Source organism: Shewanella sp. YLB-07, assembly GCF_009377275.1.
This window is the reverse complement of sequence record NZ_VOQB01000013.1, coordinates 20344-34085: the sequence shown is the minus strand read 5'-3', so window position 1 is coordinate 34085 and position 13742 is coordinate 20344. Positions and strand designations below refer to the sequence as shown.

11 protein-coding genes are annotated in these 13742 nt (G+C 46.0%); 2 read left to right on the top strand and 9 right to left on the bottom strand.

The window, feature by feature from the left end:
- Positions 1-118 precede the first annotated feature (118 nt).
- The gene (locus tag FS373_RS23565; protein ID WP_227993198.1) at positions 119-1192 is read right to left on the bottom strand and encodes an MBL fold metallo-hydrolase; all 1074 of its coding nucleotides are present in this window, start codon (positions 1190-1192) and stop codon (positions 119-121) included.
- 166 nt (positions 1193-1358) lie between these two features.
- Between FS373_RS23565 and FS373_RS23560 the strand changes: the two genes are divergently transcribed.
- Positions 1359-1967 carry a TetR/AcrR family transcriptional regulator gene (locus FS373_RS23560; RefSeq protein ID WP_144048273.1) on the top strand — a complete coding sequence of 203 codons (609 nt, stop codon included), beginning with the start codon at positions 1359-1361 and terminating at the stop codon, positions 1965-1967.
- 163 nt (positions 1968-2130) lie between these two features.
- On the opposite strand, the gene FS373_RS23555 is transcribed toward FS373_RS23560, so the two are convergent.
- From FS373_RS23555 to creD, 4 genes are all read right to left on the bottom strand, one after another.
- Entirely contained in the window at positions 2131-3489 is a 1359-nt protein-coding gene (locus FS373_RS23555; RefSeq protein ID WP_152830754.1) for a sodium-dependent transporter, read from the bottom strand.
- Positions 3490-3734: 245 nt separating this feature from the next.
- Positions 3735-4217 carry an Lrp/AsnC family transcriptional regulator gene (locus tag FS373_RS23550; protein WP_144048271.1) on the bottom strand — a complete coding sequence of 161 codons (483 nt, stop codon included), beginning with the start codon at positions 4215-4217 and terminating at the stop codon, positions 3735-3737.
- 135 nt (positions 4218-4352) lie between these two features.
- Positions 4353-5159: a phosphatase PAP2 family protein gene (locus tag FS373_RS23545; RefSeq protein ID WP_227993197.1), complete on the bottom strand. Its 807-nt coding sequence runs from the start codon at positions 5157-5159 to the stop codon at positions 4353-4355.
- 82 nt (positions 5160-5241) lie between these two features.
- The gene (gene creD / locus FS373_RS23540; RefSeq protein WP_407695617.1) at positions 5242-6660 is read right to left on the bottom strand and encodes a cell envelope integrity protein CreD; all 1419 of its coding nucleotides are present in this window, start codon (positions 6658-6660) and stop codon (positions 5242-5244) included.
- Positions 6661-7133: 473 nt separating this feature from the next.
- On the opposite strand from creD, the gene FS373_RS23535 reads away from it, so the two are divergent.
- The gene (locus tag FS373_RS23535; RefSeq protein ID WP_152830753.1) at positions 7134-7976 is read left to right on the top strand and encodes a DUF417 family protein; all 843 of its coding nucleotides are present in this window, start codon (positions 7134-7136) and stop codon (positions 7974-7976) included.
- Between the two features lie 86 nt (positions 7977-8062).
- Here the strand turns inward: FS373_RS23535 and ubiK are convergent, their stop codons facing one another.
- The 4 genes from ubiK to FS373_RS23515 form a co-directional block, all read right to left on the bottom strand.
- Entirely contained in the window at positions 8063-8323 is a 261-nt protein-coding gene (ubiK, locus tag FS373_RS23530; protein WP_144048269.1) for a ubiquinone biosynthesis accessory factor UbiK, read from the bottom strand.
- Positions 8324-8533: 210 nt separating this feature from the next.
- Positions 8534-11623 carry a multidrug efflux RND transporter permease subunit gene (locus FS373_RS23525; protein WP_152830752.1) on the bottom strand — a complete coding sequence of 1030 codons (3090 nt, stop codon included), beginning with the start codon at positions 11621-11623 and terminating at the stop codon, positions 8534-8536.
- Positions 11624-11635: 12 nt separating this feature from the next.
- The gene (locus tag FS373_RS23520; protein WP_152830751.1) at positions 11636-12754 is read right to left on the bottom strand and encodes an efflux RND transporter periplasmic adaptor subunit; all 1119 of its coding nucleotides are present in this window, start codon (positions 12752-12754) and stop codon (positions 11636-11638) included.
- 263 nt (positions 12755-13017) lie between these two features.
- Positions 13018-13614: a TetR/AcrR family transcriptional regulator gene (locus tag FS373_RS23515; protein WP_144048267.1), complete on the bottom strand. Its 597-nt coding sequence runs from the start codon at positions 13612-13614 to the stop codon at positions 13018-13020.
- Positions 13615-13742 lie beyond the last annotated feature (128 nt).

The window sequence follows — 13742 nt, the reverse complement described above, 5'->3', positions numbered from 1 at the left end:
TCGTCATTGATAAGAGAGTGATAGCTGATTTATATCGACTATCACACTGAGTTTACAGGCTTTAATTCTTATGTGGAAATATATTAATAGCGCATAATTGCACTTGATATCCTTAACCCTATAAAGCTAGGCTTAGTTCTGTTTGAATTTGTGTTCTCCACCAGTACTGACTTTCTCTTATCTGTTTAGTTTTTGTAATTTCTACTATTTGCCCCATAACGGGTGTAACCAACTTTACATCTGCAGCGTCTGCCAGCTCTACAATTTTCTCTAGAGGTTCATACCAGCTGTGAAAGGCCAGATCGAAGGTGCCATTGTGGATCGGCATCATTTGATGTCCTCTAAGGTCTATATGGGCTTGCAGGCTTTGCTCTGGAGTCATATGGATTGTTGGCCAGTCTTTGTCATAGGCACCTGTTTCTACCATGGCCAGATCGAATGGGCCAAATCGTTCACCTATCTGTTTAAAGCCATCGAAATAGCCAGAATCTCCGCTAAAGAAGAGTTTGTTTGTCTCTGACTCTATGACATATGAGGCCCATAAGGTCTCATTTTTATCGAATAGTCCACGGCCTGAGAAGTGTTGGGTCGGAGTCGCGGTTAATGTCACCTTGCCAAAATTGGCCGATTGCCACCAATCCAGACTCTGAATGTGAGTCGCCGGGACTCCCCATTTTATTAAGTGCTTATCTACGCCTAAGGGGACAACAAAATGCTTCACTTTATTAGCTAAAAATTTGATTGTTTGCTTATCCAGATGGTCATAGTGATCGTGAGAGATCATCACACCATCAATGTGTGGTAGAGATTCGAGACTGATCGGGGGTTGATGGAAGCGCTTTGGTCCGGCAAAACTGAAAGGAGAGGCTCTGTCACTGAAAACCGGGTCGATTAGCCACCTTTGTCCTGAGATTTGAATGAAAATGCTCGAGTGTCCGAGTCGAATAACGCTATCCTGTTCGAGTGGTAGTTGCTCGAGTGAATGTGCAGTTTGCTCAATGAGGGGGATAGCATTTTTCGGTAGTGCATCGATGCGATCTTCGGTGATATAGCGTTTTAGCAATGGAAGAATCGCAGTGTTCTCAGTGAAGTCTTTAGCGGTATTGATATAGCCACCATCAAGATTATGGTGCGGCGCTAGGCTATTAACTGTCTCAGATAAATCTGTTTGTGACTGTGTAGTGGCAAGCATAATGCCTCCTATGAGTAAGCTGATGATTATTATCGTTAGTTTCATAAATAAGGTGTTTAACGAAAGTAAACTATACTGTGTAGTTTACTTTGTGTTTTTGAAAAGTAAACTGATTAGTGTAATATAGTCGCTGGTAATCTGAGTTTAATGAAATAAGAAGCTGAAAATGCAAGAGAAAAAAATATCCCGCTCCGAGTTAAAACGTGCAGCTATTATTCAGGCTGCCATGACTGAGTTTGAGGCGAAAGGCTTTCAATCGGCGAGTATGGATGATATTGCCAAGGGAGCGGAAGTCTCTAAGCGTACGGTTTACAATCATTTTTCTAATAAAGATGCCTTGTTTAGCGCGATCATGGTTGAGATGATGTCGCTGCTTTGTGCATTTGAACATGTGCCTTTTTCAACTGAAGGTTCACTGGAAGATCAACTTAGGCTGTTAGTTGCCCATGAAGTTTCGCAACTCAGATCTGAGGCCTTTCTCTCTATGGCCAAGGTGATCATTGCCGAGGCTATTCACTCTCCCGAGCTTATTCAGGATGCGATGAATGAGTTCAGTAAGCAGGAATCCCCCTTGACGAGTTGGTTTTATGCGGCGGCGGATGCCGGTGTGCTTAAAACCAAACACCCCGAACTTGTGGTTACGCAATTTATGGCGGTGATCAAGGCGTTTTGTTTCTGGCCTCAGCTGATACAGGGGGCTGAATTTCCCGATGAACAGCAAATTGACCTGATTTCGGATACTGCGGTGCAGATGATACTGAAGCAATATACTTAGCATTACGCTAGCTAGTTTTAGCTCGAGTGAAATTAAAATGAAGCAACAGCAGGCATAGACTGCATCTGCTGTCATTCGTTTTAAACTAGACTACTTAATGGCTTAGAAATGATGAGTAACGACTCTACATGATTCGACATGGAGAGTCGTTTACTAGGTAGGCCTAAGTATTAAATAGCTGCACTATGATCAAAATGATCAGAAGTGGGCAGACAAACTTCACATAGATTGGCCATAGACGCCAGAATAGACTGTTGCTATCAGCTCCCTCTTGAGCCTGGATCTCTTTAAGTAGGTCGTTGCGTTGCCATACCCAGCCTAAATAGATGGCGATACCCAGGGCGATGAGGGGTTGAGCTCTCTCTGTGGTCAAGGTGATCATAAAGCTAAATAACTGCTCAAAATTCCAAACTAGGCTCAATGACAACACCATGATTAAGGTGCCAATTAAGTAGGTTGCCTTGTTGCGGCCGATCTCTCTCTTCTCCATCAGGTAGCTGGTGGGGACCTCGACGATAGAGATAGCCGATGTCAGACCTGCGATAGTCATCAAGATGAAGAATACCAAGGCTAAAATATACTGCAGGTTACCACCTAAGGTATCGAATAACGCAGGTAGCACGGTGAAGACTAGAGTATCAGAATTCAGCAGGCTGCCATCTGCGGCGAAAATCTGTACGCCGTTATGCTGCGCCACATACATGGCTGGAATGATCATCAGCGCGGCCAGGAAGGCCACACTTGTGTCCATTAGGGTGACATAGGCGGTGAGCTTAGCTATGTTCTCTTTTTCATTCAGGTAAGCGCCATAGACCATCATGGCACCAGTACCTATGGTCAATGAGAAGAATGTCTGTCCCAGAGCTCCGACGAGCACGTCGCCATCCCAGATTTGTGAAAAGTCAGGAACGAGTAGTACCTCTAGCCCTGTCATGGCGCCGGGTAGAGTCAGTATGTAGACAACGCCTAAGACTAAGATGCCTAGCAGCAGAGGCATTAAACGTTTAGACCAGCGCTCGATCCCCTGTTGTACTCCCTGACGTATCACCCAAATCACCATTAATATGAAGATGGCGGTAAACACTAAGTTGCGCGACAGTGAGAAATCCATCAACCAGGCGGAGGCCTGTGAGAATCCGAATATTTTCGCTATTGGGGCTAGAGCAAAGCTGACAAACCAGCCGGATAATATGGTGTAGAAGGTACAGATAAGGGTTGCGGTAACGATAGAGGTGAAGCCAATCAGTTTACCTATGTTTCGGCTTACTGGACCCGTACCTATCTTGCCCATTGCGTCGGCTGGGTTAGTCTGGCCATGACGACCAATCATCAACTCGGCGACAAGCATGGGATAACCTAAAATGACTATAAGTACCAGATAGACTAAGAGAAATGCGCCACCGCCATGGGTTGCGGCTTGCGTCGGAAAGCCCCAGATATTACCGACACCGACGGCGGAGCCTGCGGCGGCCATGATAAAGCCTAGTCTTGAACTGAAATGGTTAGTGTCTGTGGAACTCATGCTTATCTCTCACTTTTTGATGAGGACGCATCATAGTCTTTTATTTTAGCTGGTCAATGAAGGTTTATATCAAAAAAAACAACATTTGAGATTGTATATCCTGATAATTCATAAATGTTTGGTGATTCCGATCTATTTTGGCGGGTTTTTTGAAATGATATTGCTTTGTGGTTGTCTGCGCTGTGCGATACGCAAGAATATTGCGTATTCAACTTTATTCATTTTTGCGATCGACAAGCGACAAATTAAGCTATTTTGGGCAGTGGAATGCTGGTTTGGCTTTTCACTTGTTTCAATACGAAGCTGGAATGGACTCCGGCTATATGAGGATGTGTGGTTAATTTATCGAGTAAGAAGAGTTTGAACTGGTTCATGTCCTCAACTAACACTTTTAGCTGATAATCGGCATCGCTGCCAGTGAGCAGACAGCATTCCTGTACCTCGTCATAGCTGCTTACCTTGGCCTCAAAAGACTCCAGAATTTCTTTCGCGTGTTTCTCTAGTCGTACCTGCACATAAGCTGTGAGTGACAGATTAAAATGTTCGGCAGAGAGTATGGTGGCATAACCTGAGATAAAACCGGATTCTTCCAGGGCTTTTACTCTGCGAGAGCAAGGGGAGGGCGATAAGCCTACCCGTTCGGCGAGTTCCTGATTGGAGAGCCGCCCCTGACTCTGCAGCAGGCGTAAGATATCCAGATCAATTTTGTCTAGTTGCAGTTCTGCCATAGGAAGCTCATTAGTGTTTAGGTAAGTAAGATATCAATCCAGATGTTTGTCGCTAATGATATCCCATTCTATCGAGTCGTGGTTAGCCAAAGAGAAGTCTTTATAGCGATTGGTATTATCTCTTTGGCATCATGGCTACTGATTCGCTTTTATCTGTCGTGGTGCTAGCCTGGATGAAATTGACCAGATAAAAGGAAATACCTTGTGAATAACCAATAGACTGATAAGTCCGATTATTCCACCGAGTAGAGTCGAGGCGAGCACATCTCGAGTCCAGTGCATTCCCAATAGCATTCGGCTGAATCCCATGGCAATACTCCAGAAAAAGAGCAAACCAGGTATCCATATATTACCTGCTATCAGGAGGTAATAGCTGGCAACCATGGTCAAGGTGATAGCAAATAGTGTGTGCCCCGATGGAAAGGAAAATCCTATCTCGTGTTGCCAATGTTGCTTAACTAATGGCGCTAAGGTGATCTCTGTGTTGGCGTGTTCAACCTGATTGACTGCCGCCATCATCTGTATTTTGCGCTCCGTTTTAGAAAGAGTGTAAAAACTATCGGTGTTAAGCAGGTTATGTTGATCTAGCCAGACCGCATTAGGGCGCGCCTCATTGAAGAAAGGCTTAAGGAAATGGTTGAGTCCGAGTGTGGTACACATACTCAGTGAGATAGCGAGAAACAGACTAAAAAATCTTGAATGCTCCAGTCTTCGATAGCTAAGGAATAATATTAACAGCACGGTCGCTACGCCATAGGGAGCCGTTCCGGTCGAAGTGATCCAAAATAGTGTTTCGGCGGCTGTGGAATCGAGAGACAACCAGGGAAATAGCGATGCGTCAGAGACAAACAGTATACCGGGTATGATGAGCAGGACAAACCAGCCCAATATCATAGGAAATAGCACGGCAGACCTAAAGGGGAAAGGACGCTTCAATGGCATGGCCTCATTTTAAAAGTGCATAGGCTAACTTGCGCATTCGCGGCAAGCTAGCCTAGTTGGCGGAAATATCAATTAAATATCGTTAACTTGATGGATCGACTCGACTTGTTTTATTGGGTTTGTCTGAGTTCAAAGTCTCTTGTCCTGCCCCTCGAGTGACAAACATAAGAAGCAACATGATGACCACTAAGAGCCCGGTCCCCATTAGCAGGGCATAATCTTCCAGCTTGAGGATGGAGTAGAGCACAGTATACAGGGCAATCAGCATGGCTGACATGATTCCACCGCGTTTGATACAGGATGTAGCACTTGCCACATAGGCCGAAACTGAAATGACCGGGACGCTGGCCGCTATGATGTAAGCCAGTGAAAAGGTTAAGTGCTCAGATAGAGACAGTAGCAAGAGATAAAATAGTGTCATAGCGCATCCCACCAGCAGATATTGGATTAGACTCAGGCTGGTCTTCTGACCCAGTTCAAATATCAGTAATATGATGAAACTGAGTACGATAAACAACAGGCCGTATTTAACCGAACGCTCAATTTTACCGTAGTGGGTGACAGGCTCGAACAGTACCGTATTGGCTTCTATCTCCCTCAAGTCGATCTCTTGATTCTTGCTAAAAACTTGGGGAAAATTGCGACTGAGGTGGCTGATCTCCCAGTTGGCACTAAAACCCTGCTTAGTGACTTCTCTATGTGCCGGAAGTATTCCCTTGAAACTGGGGTGGGGCCAATCGGCGCTGATCTTGATGCTGGTCTGCTCACCCAGAGGGAGTGCGCTGATAGATTGTGAACCTCTCAGTTTAACGGCAAAATTTAAGGTTAATTTCTTCTGCCCACTTTCTAGCTTGATGGGCTGGTGGAAGCCACGTTCCAGACCTATCTGGTTTGACAGGCCTGTGCCCGACATTATGCTGGATTGCATGATTAATGCCCCTGTAGATTCACTTATCAGCTCGAAAGTCTCTATTTTATCTATGGCTTGATTGGCCGATATGCCGAAGACGATACGGGCATTTTCGATATCGAACTTAGACATGTTTGGCACCTTGGCTGCTGCTACTTCGAAGTTCGCCGAGCCTGTGATGCGGGCATTGTAGACCAGAGACTGAAATATGCCTCTGGAACGAAAGTCATGGGTGAGATCGATATTTAGCGCTAGCTGCTTAGGTAAAATCACCAGTTCATTTTGATAAGTGCTGGTAAATTTTCTGACCTTGCCTTCGTCATTGATTGTCTCTTGCACAACTTGATAGGTATAGGGCACGACCAGAGCTGGCCCGGATATCTGCTGTCGCTCTCCCCAAGATTGACCTATCTCCTCCACCACTTGGTGATATAAGTTCTCCCTTTCCCAAACCATATCCATCACTAATCCCAATGGGATGAGTGACAAAAGAGACAAGAGTGCAACCAGTAGTATTTTATGGGTAAGATTAGTTTTAGCTGAAGTCAAAAGATCTAACATGAAAAATCCCTCTAATGTGATAGGCATCATTTAAACAAATTCCTTCATGGATATGGGGGCTAAGCTATGATCAATGATGGCGAAAATAGGGCAATCTGGTGAGGAATTGAGGAGTAAATACCAGTTCCATTAAGTAAGTGGTCATTCAGCGGGAGTTAAAAATGCTGTAGGCAAGTAAGGGGATTGAAGCTAATAGTTATTCTATATCGAAAGCCACTTGCGCAGCATAAAGTGTTTTTCCCTTTGCCTTAAACATCAGCCGCACTACGTGAGCTTCTCAGGGCTTCTACTTCTGTGTTGCATTGTCTTAAAAGGGAATAACCATTTTCTCAACAATGCGCCTTGAATTAACAGCCCTGAGAGAGCTCTGAATTGAGCATAAATTTAATGGAATTGGTATTATCCCGATTGATATTAGTGTGGGTGATGTATTTTTATTCAGTTTCGATGAAATAGCGATTCCGATTTAAGGGTCTATTGCTGCATCTGAATTGGAGATTGAAATGTTTGAGAAAAAATCTATACCAGCGTTAGCCGCTGCATGCGTGTTATTGGGACTCTTCCTACTGACCACAGCAATGAATCGATTTACAGCCCTAGATGTCGGCTATTTTTCTAAACAACTCGCGGCCATAGGCTTGCCTGACTTCCCTTGGCTATCGGCTTTGTTAGGTGTCATGCAGCTCATAGTCGTCGCGGCGTTAATCTTTCCTAGGCATAAATTAAGCCATGCAGTCCTCTATCTCTATTCGCTAATAGCCTTGATACCTATGTTGATGTTATTCACCCACCCGGTTTGGATCGATAGTCTGGGTGGTTTCCCGGCTATCGGTGCCGGACAGGGATTGATTAAGTATCTGGCCATAGTCGGCGTCTCTGTTTTTATTGCCTCTCATTACGCTGGTCATCAAAAATTAAATAGGCTTTCACTTAAGGTTATCTGGGCCGGAGTGGTATTGGTGATGCTGTGGATAGGCGGTATGAAGTTTACTCAGTTCGAAGCCGATGGCATCGAGAGGTTGATGGCAACGAGCCCACTATTTAGCTGGATTTACGATTTTTTTAGTGTACTTCATGGCTCATACTTTATCGGAGTGGTTGAGTTGCTTGCGGTCTTCGGTCTTATTATCGGTAGTAAATATGCCTGGGCCAGAACATTGGGCTTAGCGGTAGCGGCATTGACCTTTCTGGCGACCCAGACCTTTATCATCAGCTTACCCGCTTATGAGATGAGCCAAGGTGTTCCTCTATTGACCGGGAGTGGTCAGTTTATCGTGAAGGACCTGGTCTTGCTGGCAGGATGTATATTGCTGCTCACTACAACGAACAGATCAGAAGCCGAATAGCTGCAATAAGAAGTAAAGCAATAAAAAGAGCGCTTAAGCGCTCTTGATTTGTGTCATGTCTTATATCGATTGATATAATTTGAAACTTATTCGCTTTCACTCTCGTTGAGTCGCTTCTCTAGCGCATCGACTTGTGCCTGTAGGGCTTCTAATTTTTCACGGGTCTTGAGTAAAACATGTTGCTGAACTTCAAATTCTTCATGGGACACCACATCCAACTTCATCAATTGGTTTTGCAGGATCTGTTTACTCTTATCTTCAAATTCACCGGCGAATTGCTTCAGACCACTTGGCAGGCTTTCGGCTAATTGCTTAGCAACTTCTTCAATTTTCTTTGGATTTATCATTATCTATGGTCCGCCGTTGGCTAATGCTATAAATACGAGTGCTTTAATATTAGCTGGATTGTACCTGAGCATACTCGCTATTGGAAAAAGATTACTCACAAAAGTTGAGTTATTGAATTTAATGCAAATAAAAGGCCTGAATAATACCAATTAGTATTATCCAGACCTTAGTGTTCTAGAACCTAGAACCTAGAACCTAGAACCTAGAACCTAAGCTTTTGATGTATCGAGCCTTGGCTCCTCGTCAAACACGGGTAGAGGTTCGTGTCTCTCTGCTAAATAAGTGTAGATAACCGGCAGAACAAACAGGGTGAACAGTGTGCCTATAGCTAGGCCTGATACTATCACTAGACCTATGTTGAAGCGCGCCACCGCGCCGGCTCCAACTGCGAATAGCAGAGGAATAAGGCCGGCAATCATGGCCGCCGTCGTCATCAGGATTGGGCGTAAACGTACGGTTGCCGCAAGCTTAATCGCATCCATTTTACTCAAGCCGTTATGGAGTTGCTCCTCCTTGGCGACTTCACACATCAAGATACCGTGCTTGGTAATCAAACCCACTAAGGTGATCAGACCAACTTGGGTATAGATGTTCATCGACGACAGACCAAAGACATGAGTCCAGCCTAGGGCGATGAGTGCACCACTGATGGCGAGTGGCACTGAGACCAAGATCACCAGAGGGTCGCGGACACTCTCGAACTGACTCGCCAGCACCAGGAAGATGATCGCCAGTGCCAGGCCGAAGGTGGCAAAGAGGGCTGAGCCTTCGGTGACATACTGACGTGATTCTCCCAGGAAGTCATAGCTGTAGCCTTTTGGCAGATCGGTATCACCTATATTTTGCAAGAAGGTGATTACATCCCCCATAGCCACTCCGGGTGTGGCTACACCGCTCACCGTCAGTGAATTCATCTGATTAAAGTGTGGCAAGGATCTCGGCTCAGATATCATCTCAATATCCACCAAGCTAGATAGCGGGATCGAACGGCCGTCGGCGGCTTTCACGTAATAGCCGTGGAGTGATTCCGGATTGGCGCGGTACTTACGCTCAACCTGAGGAATAACTTCATATGAGCGGCCATCTAAGTTGATGCGGTTCACATAGCCATCGCTCATCATAGTGGTCAGGGTCACACCGATATCTTGCATCGTGATGCCGTAAGTGCCGGCTAAGTCCCGCTTGATGTGCAGCTTCATGGTGCCCGAGTCGAACTTGAGGTCGATCTTCGAGTAAACAAACAGTGGGCTATTCTGCACCTTCTCAAGCACACCACTGCCAATTTGGAACAGGCTCTCGAACGAGTTTGAGGTGGTGATAACGAACTGTATGGGTAAGCCGCTGGATGCACCAGGAAGTTCTGGCATCTGGAAGGTGGTGACCGCTATTCCCGGAACTTCTTTAACTTCTTTACCGAGTATCTTCTGCATCTCTTTCTGAGATTTATCACGCTCACTCCAAGGGACGAGTGGCGCGATACCGAAGGCTTGATTAGAGTTAGGTACGCCGACAAAAGCCAATGATGCGGCGGCTTCCGGGTGGGCCTTAATCATGTCGGTGACTATTGCCATATTAGCCTGGATATAGTCTAAGTTAGCCGTCGATGGTGCAGTGCCCATCATCATGACCACACTCTTATCTTCGTTCGGCGCAAGCTCTGACGGGATAAAGTGAAACATCACCGGCAGAGAGGCGAAAACGATAGCCCCGAAGCCGATGACCACGGGACGTTTTTCCATCACGGCATTGAGCATGCTCTGATAACGCTTAGTCATGCCTTCAAGGAAGTTTTCGACGCCACGCTCGAAACGATTAGGAGCTGTGTGAGGCTTGAGTATTTTGGAGCACATCATAGGTGACAGTGTCAGTGCCACGATCCCCGAGATAAATACCGCGCCGGCTAAGGTCAGGGCAAACTCTTTAAACAAAGATCCTGTTATGCCTCCCATCAGGGCGATAGGCGCATAAACGGCTGCCAAGGTGATGGTCATGGATATTACGGGAAGTGCAATTTCTCGGGTCCCGATAATGGCAGCCCTGAAAGGTGTTTCACCTAGCTTGATGTGTCTGTCGACATTCTCCACCACCACGATGGCGTCATCCACCACCAGGCCGATGGCCAGCACCATGGCCAGGAGTGTCATCAGGTTCAGAGTAAAGCCGAACATCTGCATGATGATGGCTACCCCGATCAGTGATAGAGGAATGGTGACTATCGGTATGATAACGGCGCGAAAAGAGCCTAGAAATAGGGTTATCACCACGATAACGATCAACGAGGCTTCACCAATTGTCTTGATCACTTCGTTGATCGACTCATCGATGGCGAGAGAGGAATCATACAAGATGCGTGTCTTCATCGAGACCGGCAGGTTACGCTCGATATCTGGCATCATAGCGCGTGCATCGGCTGCGACGACTAAGGGGTTAGCCGTCGGAGTGACATCCAGTGCAACGACCACAGCTTCTTGTCCATCGGCCAAAGCGCGGTAGATATCGTGACTCTTCTCCAGACTCACATCGGCAATATCACCGAGACGAATAATCAGACCCTCTTTGCTGCCTATAACGAGTTTCTTAAGCTCATCGACGGTGGCGACTTGAGTATCTGCCGTACCATTGAATAGGGTAAACACCCCATTGACCTGACCCACGGCAGATTGATAGTTGTTAGCCTGTAGCACCTGCATCACCTCGGATGAGGACAAGTTAAAGCCCCCCATACGAGCGGGATCTAACCATATTCTCATGGCGTATTTGATGCCGCCATAGAGATTAACTTTAGCAACTCCATCTATGGTGAAGAGTTCAGGTTTTACCACCCGCTCCAGATAATCAGTTATCTGGCTCGAGTTGATCTGATCGCTATAGAAGGAGATATACAGGACGGAAGTCTGTGAACCTGTAGACATATCCACGGTAGAGTCTTCGGCCTCTTTAGGAAGCTGAGATCGCACCGAGTTAACCTTAGCCAGAATATCGGCCAGGGCGCCATTGGGATCGGTGTTGAGTTTCATGTACACAGTGATCTTGGAGGTACCAAGAGAGCTGTCTGAGGTCATGAAGTCGACGTTATCGGCCTGAGCAAGGGCTTGTTCCAATGGCTGGGTAATAAAGCCCTGGATCAGGTTTGCATCGGCACCATAGTAGCTGGTGGAGACGGTGACCACGGTATTGGTCATCTCAGGGTATTCACGGACCTGCATGCTGTTAAGGGAGTAAAGTCCTAATAGCAGCAGGAGCAAGCTTATCGAGGCGGCGAGTACCGGCCTGCGAATAAAAATATCAGTAAAGCGCATTGCCAGCTCCTATTAAAGTTGTGGCATCGTGGCCGGAGGAGTCAGAGCTTTATCCTCGGTCACTTTGACTTTGCTGTTATTGTTTAGTCTGATCTGGCCGGAGGTCACGATAAGATCGTTAGCCTTCAAGTCACCACTGACTAAGGCGTTATTACCATTACGCTCGAGTACTTCGACATTGATCTGCTTAACTCGTTTGATCATGTTTCCATCTTCACTCACCTCATGGATGACATAGATAGAGTTACCGTAGAGGGTAAAGTTGATGGCTGTCTGTGGCAGCACAAATTGGTTCGTCAATTCTGGCAGTAGAATGGCGACACGGGCAAACATGCCACTGCGTAGCTTAGCGTCTATGTTAGGTATCTTGGCTTGAATCTGGATCAAACCGCTTTGATAGAAAACGGCGGGCTCGATAGCCGATATCATACCTTCGAACGGATGCTCAGGGTAGGCATCGACATAGACATGAATCGTTTGTCCTTTTGAGATACGTGGTAATTGGTTCTGGGGTACGGTGAAGCGAATCTTCATGGTGCTGATATCTTCGAGTCGAACGATATCTGTACCTGTCTGCAGGTATTCTCCTAAATTAACGCTACGGATCCCGATAAGACCGCTAAATGGCGCATCGATTTCTCTGCGTTCTATAGTGGCATTCAGGCTCTCAATATCTGCCTTAAGTGCCAGGTATTTAGCTTCACTGTTGTCTAGATCTTGCTTAGATACCGACTTTTGCTTATACAGAAGTACCAGCCGTTTATAATCGGCCTCTGCAGCTGGAAGCTGAACCATCTTACTCTTAAGGTTGGCTTTTTCTACCGCCGAGTCGAGTACGATTAAGCTCTGGTCAAGCTTGACCTCACTGCCGTTTTCGAAGTTAATTTCAGATACCACACCTGAGAGTTCATTGGCAATGGTGAGTCCTTGGTTAGGCTCCACAAACCCAATGGCATCGATTGTGGGTTGCCAGTTGACACTCGTTAGAGTCAGTGTCGTAACTGGTGATTCGGGCTCTGGCAGATTAGCGATGGCATCGGCAATTTTAGCCTTAACCATCAAGTTAAAGCCTATCACTGAGCCGAATGCCAGCAGAGCGATGATTAGCATAATCAGGGTCCATTTTTTCATAGTCCTGATAGCTCCTTGTGAGTTAAGTTAGGTAAATCGGTTTGGCTGAAAGCGCCGCTGGCAGTATCAGGTTGGTTCATATCATTCATAGTCCTGATAGCTTATTGTGAGTTAAGTTAGGTAAATCGGTTTGGCTGAAAGCGCCGCTGGCAGTATCAGGTTGGTTCATATCATTCATAGTCCTGATAGCTTCTTGTGAGTTAAGTTAGGTAAATCGGTTTGGCTGAAAGCGCCGCTGGCAGTATCAGGTTGGTTCATATCATTCATTTTCCTGATAGATCCTTGTTAGTTAAGTTTGTTGCACAGGTAATGGTTTGCCAGCATAAATTACAGACAAGCTCTAGCTCTGCCTTATCGTATGTTAATTGGCCACGGCGGATGCTGCGTCCTAGAGCGACGGCGGGCTCCAGAGAAATGGCATAGAGAGCCTTGTTTTGCAGGGAGTGAAACAGGCCTTCAGCCTTACCTTCTTCGAAGAACATATGTAGATCGCCAAAAGTTGTTTTTTCGAACGTCTGATGAGGATCTGAGTCTATGCCCGGCAGATGAATATACTGCTCGTAGCTGAGATTTGTCTGTGTGCGCTTACGACCAAAATCGACAATATTAAACCAGATACGCTTGAACCTTTGCTCCAAGGTGCCTATACGGCTGTCTTTTAAGATATGGTTGGCGACGACACGCAGTACATTCTTTCTCAATTCGCCGATCAACTCATCTTTATCTTTAAAATATCTGTAGATAGTGCCGGCGGCGACACCTGCTTCATTGGCTATTTGTTGCATAGATAGCCCTTGCAATCCTTTGGTGGAGATGATCTTCTCGGTCGCATCGAATATCAGTTGGCGTTTGTTATCCATGATAGGTTTACACTCTGTATGAATGAACGTTCATTCACTATTCTATGTCAACGGATTGCCGATCGCAATTCTCAATGTGTGAATATAATAATAGCTGCTTTATCTCGCTTGAATAGTCAGTCTAGTCT

What these genes read in the sequence shown, in the direction of transcription:
- FS373_RS23535 (WP_152830753.1), top strand. Translation starts at nt 7,134, where the DNA reads ATGTTTGAGAAAAAATCTATACCAGCGTTAGCCGCTGCATGCGTGTTA.
- creD (WP_407695617.1), bottom strand. Translation starts at nt 6,660, where the DNA reads ATGATGCCTATCACATTAGAGGGATTTTTCATGTTAGATCTTTTGACT.
- ubiK (WP_144048269.1), bottom strand. Translation starts at nt 8,323, where the DNA reads ATGATAAATCCAAAGAAAATTGAAGAAGTTGCTAAGCAATTAGCCGAA.
- FS373_RS23525 (WP_152830752.1), bottom strand. Translation starts at nt 11,623, where the DNA reads ATGCGCTTTACTGATATTTTTATTCGCAGGCCGGTACTCGCCGCCTCG.
- FS373_RS23555 (WP_152830754.1), bottom strand. Translation starts at nt 3,489, where the DNA reads ATGAGTTCCACAGACACTAACCATTTCAGTTCAAGACTAGGCTTTATC.
- FS373_RS23520 (WP_152830751.1), bottom strand. Translation starts at nt 12,754, where the DNA reads ATGAAAAAATGGACCCTGATTATGCTAATCATCGCTCTGCTGGCATTC.
- FS373_RS23550 (WP_144048271.1), bottom strand. Translation starts at nt 4,217, where the DNA reads ATGGCAGAACTGCAACTAGACAAAATTGATCTGGATATCTTACGCCTG.
- FS373_RS23560 (WP_144048273.1), top strand. Translation starts at nt 1,359, where the DNA reads ATGCAAGAGAAAAAAATATCCCGCTCCGAGTTAAAACGTGCAGCTATT.
- FS373_RS23545 (WP_227993197.1), bottom strand. Translation starts at nt 5,159, where the DNA reads ATGCCATTGAAGCGTCCTTTCCCCTTTAGGTCTGCCGTGCTATTTCCT.
- FS373_RS23565 (WP_227993198.1), bottom strand. Translation starts at nt 1,192, where the DNA reads ATGCTTGCCACTACACAGTCACAAACAGATTTATCTGAGACAGTTAAT.
- FS373_RS23515 (WP_144048267.1), bottom strand. Translation starts at nt 13,614, where the DNA reads ATGGATAACAAACGCCAACTGATATTCGATGCGACCGAGAAGATCATC.